Origin of the sequence: Bacillus cereus group sp. N12 (assembly GCF_016483575.1) — a bacterium.
Classification (GTDB): Bacteria; Bacillota; Bacilli; order Bacillales; family Bacillaceae_G; genus Bacillus_A; species Bacillus_A toyonensis.
Window position 1 is genome coordinate 1 of the sequence record NZ_JAEHBO010000027.1, and the last position, 14,128, is coordinate 14,128.

Sequence of the window (14,128 nt, forward strand, 5' to 3'; positions counted from 1 at the left end):
GAACACGGAAGTTAAGCTCTCTAGCGCCGATGGTAGTTGGGACCTTGTCCCTGTGAGAGTAGGACGTCGCCAAGCAACTAAAACACGAGTCAAATGACTCGTGTTTTTTCGTGTTTTATTTTATAATCCATAGTAATAAAAAAATGTGTTTAAAGTATTAATATTTTGATTAAATACAGGAGAATGTGGCTAGGATAGTGAATAAGCAAAAGAGTTGCAAATTTTATTAATACGTATATAATTAAAGTCAAAGATAGTCAAAGTCAATAAAGGTGGCGGATAAATGAGAAATATATCTGATATCATTGAGCAATATCTAAAGCAAGTTATTGACTTAAGCAATAATAATGCGATTGAAATTAAGAGAAATGAGATTGCGGATCGGTTCGAGTGCGTACCATCTCAAATCAATTATGTAATCAATACCCGTTTTACGTTAGAAAGAGGATTTGTAGTAGAAAGTAAACGTGGTGGAGGAGGTTACATTCGCATTATAAAAGTCAAACTGCATGACGATATAGACATTATTGATCAAATGCTTCATATGATTGATCATAGTGTTGCGCAAGGGAATGCAGAAAGCATGATTATACGTTTAATAGAAGAGGGAATCATAACAAATCGTGAAGCGAAACTGATGTTAAGCGTAATAGATCGTTCTGTATTATCAATGGATGTTCCTTCTCGAGATGAACTTAGGGCTCGAATATTATGCGCAATGTTAAGAACACTGAAATATAAATAAATATAGCTTTTGTAAAAGAATGATGACTAAGATAAAGCAGTTAAATGTTGTAGAAGTTTTGAAAAAGAACATGCACTTTTATTTAAACGGATTCAGGAAAGCGAACAATCTAGTAATGTATGAAAAGTATCATGAGATAGAGCGTTCCTGTTGTAAAGGTGGGGATAGTGATGACTTGTCAAAACTGTAATATAAGACCAGCGACTTTACATTATACAAAAGTAATTAACGAGAAGAAGGCGGAAGTTCATCTTTGTGAGCAATGTGCAGAGCAAAGTGGCTATACGTCTTTCTTTCAATCATCGCAGTCTAACTTTTCATTTCATGATTTATTCGCTGGTTTATTACACGGTGAATCAACAATGTTTGAAGAAGGAAAAAATGGATTTTCAAATGCAAATATAGTAAGATGCCCAGATTGTAAGATGACATATGAACAATTTACAAAAGTGGGACGTTTTGGCTGTTCTTCTTGCTACGATACATTTAAGGAGCATTTAAAGCCACTATTAAAACGTCTTCATGGTGGGCATACAGATCATTGTGGAAAAATTCCGGAACGTATAGAAGGAAATATCCACTTAAAGAAAGAATTAGATGAACTAAAACTCATTCTGAAACAATGCGTACAGAAAGAGGAATTTGAGAAAGCTGCAGAGGTAAGAGATAAGATTCGAGGTCTTGAAATACATCTTAGTGAGCATAGAGAGGGGGAATAGTTCTATGTCACTGGACAAAATTATGAATGAAGCGATTAGTCCATGGATGAAGGGGGATGGCCCTGATTCTGATATTGTTTTAAGTAGTCGAATTCGTTTGGCTCGTAATTTTAAACAATATCAATTTTCTACTATGCAAAACGAAGAAGAAGCTAAACAGATTCATGAATTATTTAAAAAGAAATTTATAAATAAAGCAGTAGGGTCCTTTGGGGAGTTTGGACTATTAAAGATGAATGAATTAACCCCTCTTCAAAGGAGAGTTTTAGTCGAAAAGCATTTAATTAGTCCAAATCTTGCAGGGACAGAATATGGAGCATGTCTACTATCAGAAAGTGAACATATTAGTGTTATGCTTAATGAAGAAGACCATATTCGGATTCAGTGCCTATTTTCAGGATTACAGTTATCAGAGGCGCTTCAAAGCGCCAATCAAATAGATAATTGGATTGAGAAAGAAGTTGAATACGCTTTTGATGAATCACTTGGATATATTACAAGCTGTCCTACTAATGTTGGCACAGGGTTAAGAGCTTCTGTGATGATTCATTTACCGGGACTGGTTTTAACAAAAAGAATTAGCCGTATTATACAAGTAATTCAAAAATTAGGGTTAGTAGTAAGAGGAATATACGGTGAAGGTAGCGAAGCGTTAGGTAATATATTTCAAGTGTCAAATCAAATGACGCTAGGAAAGTCTGAAGAAGATATTATTGCAGATTTAAAAGGTGTCATTCAACAAATTATACAGCAAGAAAAAATGGCTAGAGAATTAATTGTACAAAATTCAAGTATTGAACTTGAAGATAAGGTTTATCGTTCTTACGGCATACTAGCAAACAGTCGTTTAATTCAATCTGCAGAAGCTGCTAATTGCTTATCAGATGTACGACTTGGTATTGATCTAGGATATATAAAAGGTATATCGAGAAATATTTTGACGGAGTTAATGGTTCTTACTCAACCGGGCATTTTACAACAATACGCGGGAGGACCTTTAGGGCCAGAAGAAAGAGATTATCGAAGATCAACCTTAATCCGTGAGCGATTACGTATTGAAAAAAACTAAGCGCAAGTAGGAGGCGATTTCTATGATGTTTGGAAGATTTACAGAAAGAGCACAGAAAGTATTAGCTTTATCTCAAGAGGAAGCAATTCGTATTGGGCATAATAATATTGGAACAGAACATATTTTACTTGGGCTTGTACGCGAAGGTGAAGGAATTGCAGCAAAAGCGTTAATTGCTCTTGGATTAAGTCCAGAGAAAGTTCAAAAAGAAGTAGAAGCGTTAATTGGGCGTGGAACAGAAGCTTCTCAAACTGTACATTATACACCTCGTGCTAAAAAGGTTATTGAATTATCTATGGATGAAGCGCGTAAGCTAGGCCATTCTTACGTTGGAACAGAACACATTTTACTCGGTTTAATCCGTGAAGGTGAAGGTGTAGCGGCACGTGTTTTAAATAATTTAGGTGTAAGTTTAAATAAAGCGAGACAACAAGTGTTACAACTTCTTGGAAGTAATGAAGCTAGTTCAGGTCATCAAGGTGGTTCAGCAACAAATGCAAATACACCGACACTTGACAGTTTAGCAAGGGACTTAACAGTTGTTGCACGTGAAAATCGCTTAGACCCTGTTATTGGACGTGGTAAAGAAATTCAACGTGTAATTGAGGTGTTAAGCCGTAGAACGAAAAACAACCCAGTATTAATCGGTGAGCCTGGTGTAGGTAAAACGGCAATTGCAGAAGGATTAGCACAGCAAATTGTAAATAATGAAGTTCCTGAAACTTTAAGAGATAAGCGTGTTATGACACTAGACATGGGTACAGTAGTAGCTGGAACGAAATATCGCGGTGAATTTGAAGACCGTTTAAAGAAAGTGATGGATGAAATTCGCCAAGCAGGCAATATTATTCTATTTATTGATGAGCTTCATACATTAATTGGTGCCGGTGGAGCAGAAGGTGCAATCGATGCATCGAATATTTTAAAACCATCTTTAGCACGAGGAGAGTTACAATGTATTGGGGCGACAACTTTAGATGAGTATCGCAAATATATTGAAAAAGACGCGGCTTTAGAAAGACGTTTTCAACCAATTCATGTTGATGAGCCAAGTTTAGAAGAATCGATTCAAATCTTGAAAGGTTTACGTGACCGTTATGAGGCGCATCACCGTGTATCTATTACAGATGACGCTATTGATGCAGCTGTAAAACTTTCAGATCGTTATATTACAGATCGCTTTTTACCGGATAAAGCAATTGATTTAATTGATGAAGCTGCTTCAAAAGTTCGCTTACGTTCTTATACAACACCACCAAACTTAAAAGAGCTTGAAGTGAAGCTTGAGGAGATTCGAAAAGAAAAAGATGCGGCTGTACAAAGTCAAGAATTTGAAAAGGCTGCATCTTTACGTGATATGGAACAACGCTTACGAGAGAAGTTAGAAGATACAAAACGTCAATGGAAAGAGCAACAAGGAAAAGAAAATTCAGAGGTTACGGTAGAAGATATTGCAAATGTCGTTTCTACATGGACGCGTATCCCAGTTTCTAAACTTGCACAAACAGAGACTGATAAATTATTAAACTTAGAATCCATTCTTCATGATCGTTTAATTGGTCAAGATGAAGCGGTAGTAGCTGTAGCAAAAGCTGTTCGTCGTGCCAGAGCAGGATTAAAAGATCCGAAGCGCCCAATTGGTTCATTTATTTTCTTAGGGCCAACAGGTGTAGGTAAAACAGAACTTGCAAGAGCACTAGCAGAATCTATGTTCGGTGATGAAGATGCAATGATTCGCATCGATATGTCAGAGTACATGGAGAAGCATTCTACTTCCCGTTTAGTTGGTTCTCCTCCAGGATATGTTGGATATGAAGAAGGTGGACAATTAACAGAGAAAGTTCGTCGCAAGCCATATTCAGTTGTCTTATTAGATGAGGTAGAGAAAGCTCATCCGGATGTGTTTAATATTTTACTACAAGTATTAGAAGATGGTCGTTTAACCGATTCTAAAGGACGTACAGTAGATTTCCGTAATACAATTGTTATTATGACATCTAACGTTGGGGCAGATGCATTAAAACGTAATAAGTATCTTGGATTTAACGTACAAGATGAGAGCCGCGATTATTCGGATATGAAAGGCAAAGTAATGGATGAACTGAAAAAAGCATTTCGTCCAGAATTCTTAAACCGTATTGATGAAATTATCGTATTCCATATGCTTGAGAAAAAACATATTCAAGAAATAGTAACTCTTATGGTAAATCAGTTAGTGAATCGCTTAAAAGAACAAGAAATCGAATTGCAATTAACAGAAGGGGCAATTTCTGCTATTGCTGATAAAGGATTTGATCGTGAGTACGGTGCTCGTCCGCTTCGTAGGGCAATTCAGAAGCATGTAGAAGATAGACTATCTGAAGAACTTTTAAAAGGTGCTATTGAGAAAGGACAAAAAGTTATCTTTGATGTAGAAGGAGAATCATTTGTCATTCATAGTGCGGAAAAGGTAAAATAAGTATAGACAAACAAAGAGGGCTACGCGATAGCCCTCTTTCTTGTACGAGAAGGATAAACGTTTATAGACGAAAGTGAAGTGAACTATAAAAAGGTATGGCTAAAAAGAAAACGAAATTTATATGTCAAGAATGTGGTTATCAGTCACCGAAATATATGGGTAAATGTCCCGGATGTGGTCAATGGAATACACTTGTTGAAGAGATGGAACCAGTTGTATCATCAAGGCGCCTTAATTACGCGAATGCAATTCAAACGGAAGTAACAAAACCAAGACGTCTTACTGAAGTAGAAACAAAGTCTGAGGCACGTATTGAAACGGAATTTCAAGAGTTTAACCGTGTGCTTGGTGGCGGAATTGTAGATGGGTCCTTAGTACTTATTGGTGGAGACCCTGGGATTGGAAAATCAACATTACTATTACAGATTTCATCGCAATTAGCAGATTCTTCATATGATGTATTATACATATCGGGTGAGGAGTCGGCAAAGCAGATTAAACTTCGTGCAGATCGTTTGCATGTAAAGGGTAGCAATCTATTTGTTGTAGCAGAGACAGACCTGCAGCGTATTGCAGCACATATTGAAGAAATGAATCCAGCTTTTGTTGTTATTGATTCTATTCAAACGATACATTTACCTGAAGTGACGTCAGCACCAGGAAGTGTGGCACAAGTACGTGAATGTACAGCGGAATTAATGAAACTTGCAAAAACAAAAGGAATCCCTATTTTCATCGTCGGGCATGTGACAAAAGAAGGAGCAATTGCAGGACCTCGTATGTTAGAACATATGGTCGATGCAGTTCTCTACTTTGAGGGAGATCGACACCATACGTATCGTATTTTACGAGCTGTGAAGAACCGTTTTGGTTCCACGAATGAAATGGGTATCTTTGAAATGAAAGAGCTTGGTCTTGCGGAAGTTTTAAATCCTTCTGAAATCTTCCTTGAGGAAAGGCCGGTTGGTGTTGCAGGGTCAACAGTAGTTGCTTCAATGGAAGGAACAAGACCGGTTTTAGTAGAAATACAAGCTTTAATCTCCCCTACTAGTTTTGGAAATCCTCGAAGAATGGCGACGGGAATTGATCATAACCGTGTTTCGCTTATTATGGCAGTATTAGAAAAAAGAACAGGCTTACTATTGCAAAATCAAGATGCATATTTAAAAGTAGCTGGTGGTTTGAAATTAGATGAACCGGCAATTGATTTAGCAGTGGCTTTAAGTATAGCCTCAAGTTTTAGGGATAAATCTACGGCACCAACCGATGCAGTAATAGGAGAAGTAGGATTAACTGGAGAAATAAGAAGAGTATCAAGAATCGAACAACGTGTACAAGAAGCGGCTAAATTAGGATTTCAACGTGTTATTATTCCTAGAAAAAACTTAGGAGGATGGACAATTCCAGATGGGATTGAGGTTGTAGGTGTTTCTAATTTAGGAGAAGCGCTTCGTTTGACATTAGGAGGCTAGGCTATGGAAGAAAATAAGCAACGTGTCAAAAGTATGATTAATATTTTACAGCTCGTGGCCCCAGGGACACCACTGCGCGAAGGGATAGATAATGTACTTCGCGCACAAACAGGGGGACTAATTGTTCTTGGATATAATGAGCAGATTAAAAGTATTGTTGATGGCGGTTTTCACATTAATTGTGCATTCTCTCCTGCTAGTTTATATGAATTAGCAAAAATGGACGGGGCACTTATTTTAAATGAAACGGGAAGTAAAATTTTAATAGCAAATGCACAGTTAGTTCCAGAGGCATCTATTGATTCTATTGAAACAGGCATGCGTCACCGAACAGCAGAACGTGTAGCGAAGCAGACTGGTAGCCTTGTTGTAGCTATTTCACAAAGACGTAACGTAATTACGCTATATCAAGGGAACTTACGTTATACACTAAAAGATATAGGGGTTATTTTAACAAAGGCAAATCAAGCTATTCAAACGTTAGAAAAATATAAGGCTGTATGGAATGATGGTATTACGAATTTGGGCATTCTAGAATTTGAAGAGGTCGTTACAATGTCCGAGGTCGTTCACGTTTTACATAGTGTTGAAATGGTACTGCGTATTAAAAATGAAATATTGAGCTATATTCATGAGCTAGGAACAGAAGGTAGGTTAATCCGTTTACAACTTACAGAACTACTAGCTGATTTAGAGGCAGAGGCAGCATTATTAATCAAAGATTATCACCAAGAAAAAACACAAGACCATCATCAAATTTTGAAAAAGTTGCAGGACCTTGCAAATACACAACTTTTAGAGGATAGTGATTTAGTTAAATTACTTGGCTACCCAGGGCAAACGAGTTTAGAAGAAAGTGTGACGCCAAGGGGATATCGAATCACAAGCAAAATCTCTCGTGTTCCGCCACTTATCATTGAAAATTTAATTAATCGATTCAAAACGTTGCAAGGTGTTTGTCGCGCGACTATTCATGAATTGGATGATGTGGAAGGAATTGGAGAAGTAAGGGCGAAGAAAATACGAGAAGGCTTAAAAAGAATTCAAGAGCATCTCTATATGAGTAGACACAATTAAGAATATTACATTGATTCCATAATATAACGACACTAGAACATTTTTGGTATATGATATGATATATTGGTAAATAAAACTATTTATAAAAAAACACGTCCGCTTTTGCATTCGGCGTTTTGATTAGCGAAACAATGGTTAATAATGAGTAGGAGGTGGTTGGATGTTAAAACGGATCGTACAGCTCTTCTTTCTAGTAATTGGGGGAGCGTTAGGGATTTACTTAATCCCAAAAGTTATTAATGTATTAGACATCGGTGCTGTTCCTTTATTGGAAGGATCGTATGTTCGTGCAATTATTGGTGCAATTATTTTATTTTTAACAACATTTTGGCTTGTAGATTATATTGTTCAACTTATTAAGCATATTGAAGAGGCTCTTGTAAAGGCGCCTGTAGCAGATGTTTTATTTGGTACATTAGGGTTAATCTCTGGTCTCATTGTTGCATATTTAATTTTAATACCAATTCGTGAATTTACAATTCCGGTTATTAGCACAGTATTGCAAGTGTTCTTTACTCTTTTACTTGGATATTTAGGATTCCAAGTAGGATTTAAAAAGAGGAATGAATTGCTAGGATTATTTACATTACCCCAACGCGGAGGTAAGAAGAAAAACAATAGTGAGAACGAAGAGATAGAGGTAGAAAAATCTACGGCTCATTGGAAAATTCTCGATACGAGTGTAATTATTGATGGACGTATTGCTGATATTTGCCAAACGAAGTTTTTAGAAGGAACAATTGTAATTCCACAATTCGTATTAGAAGAGCTTCAGCATATTGCCGACTCCTCCGATGCTTTAAAGCGTAATCGTGGTCGCAGAGGACTAGACATTTTAAATCGTATTCAAAAAGAGATGCCGATTCCGGTAGAAATTTATGAAGGCGATTTCGAGGATATCCAAGAGGTGGATAGCAAACTTGTAAAGTTAGCTAAAATCACCGGTGGAACTGTAGTAACAAATGATTTTAACTTAAATAAAGTTTCTGAATTACAAGGAGTAACGGTGTTAAACATTAATGATTTAGCTAATGCAATTAAACCAGTTGTACTCCCTGGCGAAGAATTAAGTGTTTATGTTGTGAAAGATGGTAAAGAGCAAAACCAAGGTGTTGCGTACTTAGATGATGGTACGATGATTGTAGTAGAAGATGGTAGAGAGTATGTAGGTTCGCAACTTAATGTACTAGTTACTAGCGTATTACAAACATCGGCTGGTCGTATGATTTTCGCAAAACGTAAATTATTAGAAAAAGCATTATAGGTAGAGGATTATTAATATGTATACATTAATTATTCCGGCAGCCGGTCAAGGAAAGCGGATGGGTGCTGGCAAAAATAAGTTGTTCTTACTTATAAATGAAGTACCGATTATCGTGCATACATTACGTGCTTTTGAAAGAGATAAGGCGTGCAAAAGTATTGTTATGGCAATTAACGAAGAGGAACGCCCGTATTTTGAAGAATTAATGCAGAAGTATCCGATTGAAAAACAGGTGCAATTTATTCAAGGTGGGGCTGAAAGACAAGATAGTGTATATAACGCGATTCAGCATGCAAGTGATGTGGAATACGTTCTTGTGCATGACGGAGCGCGCCCATTCGTAACGAATAAAGTGATTCAAGATGTATTAACAGCAGCAGAAAAATATGGGGCTTCCATTTGTGCAGTGCCAGTAAAGGATACAGTGAAGAAAGTAGAACAAGGTGTTGTTGTCGAAACGGTAGAACGATCTCAGCTTAAGGCTGTACAAACACCGCAAGGGTTCTCTGTTTCGCTTTTGTTAGAAGCTCATAGAAGTGCAAAACAGAGCTGTTTTCTTGGTACAGATGATGCAAGTCTCGTAGAACGCATTGGTAAGCAAGTAGGTGTAGTAGAGGGGAGTTACTATAATATTAAAGTGACGACTCCAGAGGATTTACTAATTGCTGAAAGTTTCCTTCATGTTCAGAAAAAATAGCCGTGATGGTGTATAACAAAGGAAAGTTCGGCAATAGCCGGGCTTTTCTTTGTAAGGATATCGATATAATATAGAGTCATAAAGCTCAGTGGTTTAGCTCAAGGAGGATGTAAAGAATGTTTCGAATTGGACAAGGTTTTGATGTACATGAATTTGCAGAAGGTAGACCGTTAATTATCGGCGGAATTACAATTCCCCATGAGAAGGGATTAATCGGTCACTCAGATGCGGATGTATTGTTACATACGATTGCTGACGCATGTCTAGGAGCAATTGCAGCAGGAGATATTGGAAAGCATTTTCCTGATACTGATCCTGCCTTTAAAGATGCAGATTCAGCTATATTACTACAAAAGGTTTGGGAATTTGTACGCGAACAAGGTTACGAGCTAGGAAACCTAGATTGTACAATTATTGCTCAAAAGCCAAAAATGGCACCGCATATTGAAAGTATGCGTAAACGTATTAGTGAACTGTTAGAAACGTCTATAGATAACATTAATGTAAAGGCAACAACAACAGAAAAATTAGGATTTACAGGTAGAGAAGAAGGAATTGCTTCTCAAGCAGTGGTATTATTACAGAAAAAATAATGGTTTTTAATTCGTAAGATGGATAATCACATTTTTTTGTTGTACAATTATAGAATGTGTTGACATTAAGAATGGAAGGTGTACCAATTATGGAAAAGCAAGTGAGAGTGCGCTATGCGCCAAGTCCAACAGGACACTTACATATCGGAAATGCGCGTACGGCATTATTTAATTATTTATTTGCTCGTCATCAAGATGGTAAGTTTATTATTCGTATTGAAGATACTGATGTAAAACGTAATGTTGCAGGTGGAGAAGAAAGCCAATTAAAATACTTGAAATGGCTCGGTATGGACTGGGATGAAGGTGTTGATGTTGGTGGTGAATTCGGACCATATCGTCAAACAGAGCGTTTAGATATTTATAAAAAATTATATCTAGATTTATTAGAGCGTGGTTTAGCTTACAAATGTTATATGACAGAAGAAGAGCTGGAAGCAGAGCGTGAAGGACAAATTTCTCGTGGTGAAACACCTCGTTATGCAGGTAACCATCGTGATTTAACTGAAGAACAAATGAAAGAATTTGAAGCTGAGGGACGTATTCCAAGTATTCGTTTCCGTGTACCAGCTGATCGTGATTACACATTCAAAGACATCGTAAAAGATGAAGTTGCATTCCATTCAAATGATTTCGGTGATTTTGTTATCGTGAAAAAAGATGGAATTCCAACTTATAACTTTGCGGTAGCAGTAGATGATCACTTAATGGAGATTACACATGTGCTTCGTGGCGATGATCATATTTCAAATACGCCAAAACAAATGATGATTTATGAAGCTTTCGGTTGGGACATCCCACAATTCGGTCATATGACCCTAATTGTTAACGAAAGCCGTAAAAAGTTAAGTAAACGTGATGAATCTATTATTCAATTTATTGAGCAATATAAAGAGCTAGGATATCTTCCAGAAGCAATCTTTAACTTTATTGCACTACTAGGTTGGTCGCCGGTAGGAGAAGAAGAGATTTTCTCTAAAGATGAGTTCATCAAAATGTTCGATGCAGCTCGTTTATCAAAATCACCTGCATTATTTGATTCTCAAAAATTAAAATGGATGAACAACCAGTATATGAAAAAGCAAGATTTAGATACGGTTGTAGAGTTAAGTTTACCGCATTTAGTGAAAGCTGGACGTGTAGGCGAAACTTTAAGTGAACAAGAACAAGCTTGGATTCGTGATGTAATTGCTTTATATCATGACCAAATGAGTTTCGGAGCTGAAATCGTAGAGCTTTCTGAAATGTTCTTTAAAGATCATGTTGATTATGAAGAAGAAGGACAAGAAGTGTTAAATGGTGAACAGGTACCTGAAGTACTTCGTGCATTTGCTGGTCAAATAGAAGCTCTAGAAGCGATGGAGCCTGCAGCGATTAAGGCAGCTATTAAAGCAGTTCAAAAGGAAACAGGGCATAAAGGTAAAAACTTATTTATGCCAATCCGTGTTGCTACTACTGGTCAAACACATGGTCCAGAGCTTCCTAATGCGATTGCACTTCTTGGGAAAGAAAAAGTTTTAAATCGTCTTCAAAAAGTAATTGGTTAACATTTTCTAGGTTTAGAAATATAATAAGTATACTTAAAATCTAATAAGGAAAAGCGACGAGAAGGAGAAGTAGAAAATCAGGCTTTTTACAGAGAGAACCACCTTTAGGCTGGAAGTGGTTTATAAGCGGATTTTTGAAATGCCCCTTCGAGTCTTCTGCTGAACAACGAATTGTTTCGTGAAATGTCTTAGGGCGTAAAGTAAGCAGAAGCGGTGTACACCGTTATCATGGATGAGTTTGAGGCTTTTTTATTAGCCTAAACAGAGTGGAACCGCGCTTAAAAGGCGTCTCTGTCAATATGACAGAGGCGTCTTTTTTTATACCGTAAAAGTCGGTATAAGTATAGGTTTGATCTCCTTGTATAAAGATTTAGAGGATAAGTGGGGAGTTAAGGGAGTTAGTTCACTCGAAAAAGCAGCCCATAAAGGGGAGGGGACATCGATGTTTAAGAGGCTTCGGGAAGATATTGAAGTCGTTTTTGAACAGGATCCAGCGGCACGAAGTTATTTCGAAGTCATTTTGACTTACTCTGGATTACATGCAGTTTGGGCCCATCGAATTGCACATGCTTTTTATAAAAAGAATTTCTTTTTTATTGCACGTTGGATTTCACAAGTTAGTCGGTTTTTTACTGGCATTGAGATTCATCCAGGAGCAACAATTGGTCGTCATTTTTTCATTGACCATGGAATGGGGGTTGTAATTGGAGAAACGTGTGAGATTGGTGATAATGTAACAATTTATCAAGGTGTTACATTAGGTGGTACGGGAAAAGAAAAGGGAAAGAGGCACCCTACAATTCAGGATAATGTATTAATTGCAACAGGTGCTAAAGTACTAGGCTCAATTACTGTTGGAGAGAATTCTAAAATTGGAGCAGGATCCGTTGTATTAAAAGAAGTCCCTGCGCATTCTACAGTTGTAGGTATACCTGGCCGAGTCGTTATTCAAAATGGAGTGAAGATTGGTCAAGAGTTAAATCATTCCGATCTTCCGGATCCGATTTTTGATAAATTAAAGGTTATGGAAGCAGAACTTGATAAATTGAAAAAGCAACTTGAAGTAAAGGTAGAAAGGAAGGATAAAAATGACTATTCACATTTATAATACGCTAACACGTCAAAAGGAAGAGTTTATTCCATTAGAAGAAAATAAGGTAAAGATGTATGTTTGCGGTCCTACAGTATATAACTACATCCATATTGGGAATGCGAGACCCCCTATGGTGTTCGATACAGTACGCCGTTATTTAGAATACAAAGGGTACGAAGTGCAGTATGTATCTAACTTTACTGACGTAGATGATAAATTAATTAAAGCGGCAAATGAATTAGGTGAAGATGTACCGACAATTGCTGACCGTTTCGTTGAAGCATATTTTGAAGATGTAACCGCACTAGGTTGCAAACATGCAACAGTTCATCCGCGTGTAACAGAAAATATGGATATTATTATTGAATTTATTCAAGAACTTGTGAATAAAGGGTATGCATATGAATCAGAAGGTGATGTGTACTTTAGAACGAAAGAATTCGAAGGTTACGGTAAATTATCGCATCAGCCAATCGCTGATTTACGTCATGGTGCACGTATTGAAGTAGGAGAAAAGAAACAAGACCCTCTTGACTTTGCTTTATGGAAAGCTGCAAAAGAGGGAGAAATCTTCTGGGAAAGCCCTTGGGGGAAAGGACGTCCAGGGTGGCATATTGAATGCTCAGCGATGGCACGTAAGTACTTAGGGGATACAATTGACATTCATGCTGGTGGTCAAGACTTAGCATTTCCTCATCATGAAAATGAAATTGCGCAGTCCGAGGCGTTGACTGGAAAAACATTTGCACGTTACTGGATGCATAATGGATATATTAATATTGATAATGAGAAAATGTCTAAGTCACTTGGAAACTTCATTTTAGTTCACGATATCATTAAGCAATATGATCCACAGTTAATTAGATTCTTTATGCTATCAGTACATTACCGTCATCCAATTAACTTTAGTGAAGAGTTATTACAAAGTACGAATAACGGGCTAGAAAGAATTAAAACAGCTTACGGTAACTTAAAGCATCGTATGGAAAGTAGCGCGAATTTAACAGATCATAATGAGAAATGGTTAGCTGAGATGGAAAAATTCCAGGCTGCATTTGAAGAAGCAATGGATGATGACTTCAATACTGCTAATGCGATTACTGAATTATATAATGTAGCAAATCACGCAAATCAATATTTATTAGAAGAACATACTTCTAAAGTTGTAATTGAAGCATACGTGAAACAACTTGAAACATTATTCGATATTTTAGGATTAGAATTAGCAAAAGAAGAATTGCTTGATGAGGAAATTGAGGCACTTATCCAAAAGCGTATTGAAGCTCGTAAAAATCGTGATTTCGCATTATCTGATCAAATTCGCGATGATTTAAAAGAACGGAATATTATTTTAGAAGATACCGCACAAGGTACAAGATGGAAAAGAGGATAAG

General features: G+C 37.1%; 12 protein-coding genes and 1 other annotated feature. All 12 genes read left to right on the forward strand.

Features of this window, described 5'->3' with window-relative positions:
* Nucleotides 1-283: 283 nt before the first annotated feature.
* The 12 genes from ctsR (at nucleotide 284) to cysS (ending at nucleotide 14,127) form a co-directional block, all read left to right on the forward strand.
* On the forward strand, nucleotides 284-745 hold the full coding sequence (ctsR, locus tag JDS92_RS14380; protein WP_199632084.1) for a transcriptional regulator CtsR: 462 nt from the start codon (nucleotides 284-286) through the stop codon (nucleotides 743-745).
* Nucleotides 746-915: 170 nt separating this feature from the next.
* Complete coding sequence (locus JDS92_RS14385; RefSeq protein ID WP_000128388.1) at nucleotides 916-1,464, forward strand: protein-arginine kinase activator protein McsA; 549 nt, start codon at nucleotides 916-918, stop codon at nucleotides 1,462-1,464.
* A gap of 4 nt (nucleotides 1,465-1,468) precedes the next feature.
* The gene (locus JDS92_RS14390; RefSeq protein ID WP_000050835.1) at nucleotides 1,469-2,533 is read left to right on the forward strand and encodes a protein-arginine kinase McsB; all 1,065 of its coding nucleotides are present in this window, start codon (nucleotides 1,469-1,471) and stop codon (nucleotides 2,531-2,533) included.
* Nucleotides 2,534-2,555: 22 nt separating this feature from the next.
* Nucleotides 2,556-4,991: an ATP-dependent protease ATP-binding subunit ClpC gene (gene clpC, locus JDS92_RS14395; RefSeq protein WP_000971171.1), complete on the forward strand. Its 2,436-nt coding sequence runs from the start codon at nucleotides 2,556-2,558 to the stop codon at nucleotides 4,989-4,991.
* 95 nt (nucleotides 4,992-5,086) lie between these two features.
* Nucleotides 5,087-6,463, forward strand: a complete 1,377-nt coding sequence (gene radA, locus JDS92_RS14400; RefSeq protein WP_001085199.1) for a DNA repair protein RadA — start codon at nucleotides 5,087-5,089, stop codon at nucleotides 6,461-6,463.
* Between the two features lie 3 nt (nucleotides 6,464-6,466).
* Nucleotides 6,467-7,540: a DNA integrity scanning diadenylate cyclase DisA gene (disA, locus tag JDS92_RS14405; RefSeq protein WP_000392164.1), complete on the forward strand. Its 1,074-nt coding sequence runs from the start codon at nucleotides 6,467-6,469 to the stop codon at nucleotides 7,538-7,540.
* 160 nt (nucleotides 7,541-7,700) lie between these two features.
* Nucleotides 7,701-8,804 (forward strand): PIN/TRAM domain-containing protein, encoded by a 1,104-nt coding sequence (locus JDS92_RS14410; protein WP_000919680.1) that lies wholly within the window; start codon nucleotides 7,701-7,703, stop codon nucleotides 8,802-8,804.
* A gap of 16 nt (nucleotides 8,805-8,820) precedes the next feature.
* On the forward strand, nucleotides 8,821-9,501 hold the full coding sequence (gene ispD / locus JDS92_RS14415; RefSeq protein WP_000288308.1) for a 2-C-methyl-D-erythritol 4-phosphate cytidylyltransferase: 681 nt from the start codon (nucleotides 8,821-8,823) through the stop codon (nucleotides 9,499-9,501).
* A 116-nt stretch (nucleotides 9,502-9,617) separates the two neighbouring features.
* Entirely contained in the window at nucleotides 9,618-10,094 is a 477-nt protein-coding gene (gene ispF, locus JDS92_RS14420; protein ID WP_000488380.1) for a 2-C-methyl-D-erythritol 2,4-cyclodiphosphate synthase, read from the forward strand.
* An 89-nt stretch (nucleotides 10,095-10,183) separates the two neighbouring features.
* On the forward strand, nucleotides 10,184-11,641 hold the full coding sequence (gltX, locus tag JDS92_RS14425; protein ID WP_000415160.1) for a glutamate--tRNA ligase: 1,458 nt from the start codon (nucleotides 10,184-10,186) through the stop codon (nucleotides 11,639-11,641).
* A 47-nt stretch (nucleotides 11,642-11,688) separates the two neighbouring features.
* Nucleotides 11,689-11,937: a binding site (T-box leader), on the forward strand.
* A 146-nt stretch (nucleotides 11,938-12,083) separates the two neighbouring features.
* Nucleotides 12,084-12,749 carry a serine O-acetyltransferase gene (cysE, locus tag JDS92_RS14430; protein WP_000476498.1) on the forward strand — a complete coding sequence of 222 codons (666 nt, stop codon included), beginning with the start codon at nucleotides 12,084-12,086 and terminating at the stop codon, nucleotides 12,747-12,749.
* Nucleotides 12,730-14,127: a cysteine--tRNA ligase gene (gene cysS / locus JDS92_RS14435; protein WP_000152262.1), complete on the forward strand. Its 1,398-nt coding sequence runs from the start codon at nucleotides 12,730-12,732 to the stop codon at nucleotides 14,125-14,127. Before cysE ends, cysS begins: the two co-directional genes overlap by 20 nt.
* Nucleotide 14,128 lies beyond the last annotated feature (1 nt).

Excerpts from the sequence above, each read along its gene's own strand:
- clpC (WP_000971171.1), top strand. The coding sequence starts at position 2,556 with ATGATGTTTGGAAGATTTACAGAAAGAGCACAGAAAGTATTAGCTTTA.
- radA (WP_001085199.1), top strand. The coding sequence starts at position 5,087 with ATGGCTAAAAAGAAAACGAAATTTATATGTCAAGAATGTGGTTATCAG.
- JDS92_RS14385 (WP_000128388.1), top strand. The coding sequence starts at position 916 with ATGACTTGTCAAAACTGTAATATAAGACCAGCGACTTTACATTATACA.
- ispD (WP_000288308.1), top strand. The coding sequence starts at position 8,821 with ATGTATACATTAATTATTCCGGCAGCCGGTCAAGGAAAGCGGATGGGT.
- JDS92_RS14390 (WP_000050835.1), top strand. The coding sequence starts at position 1,469 with ATGTCACTGGACAAAATTATGAATGAAGCGATTAGTCCATGGATGAAG.
- ispF (WP_000488380.1), top strand. The coding sequence starts at position 9,618 with ATGTTTCGAATTGGACAAGGTTTTGATGTACATGAATTTGCAGAAGGT.
- JDS92_RS14410 (WP_000919680.1), top strand. The coding sequence starts at position 7,701 with ATGTTAAAACGGATCGTACAGCTCTTCTTTCTAGTAATTGGGGGAGCG.
- gltX (WP_000415160.1), top strand. The coding sequence starts at position 10,184 with ATGGAAAAGCAAGTGAGAGTGCGCTATGCGCCAAGTCCAACAGGACAC.
- cysS (WP_000152262.1), top strand. The coding sequence starts at position 12,730 with ATGACTATTCACATTTATAATACGCTAACACGTCAAAAGGAAGAGTTT.
- ctsR (WP_199632084.1), top strand. The coding sequence starts at position 284 with ATGAGAAATATATCTGATATCATTGAGCAATATCTAAAGCAAGTTATT.
- cysE (WP_000476498.1), top strand. The coding sequence starts at position 12,084 with ATGTTTAAGAGGCTTCGGGAAGATATTGAAGTCGTTTTTGAACAGGAT.
- disA (WP_000392164.1), top strand. The coding sequence starts at position 6,467 with ATGGAAGAAAATAAGCAACGTGTCAAAAGTATGATTAATATTTTACAG.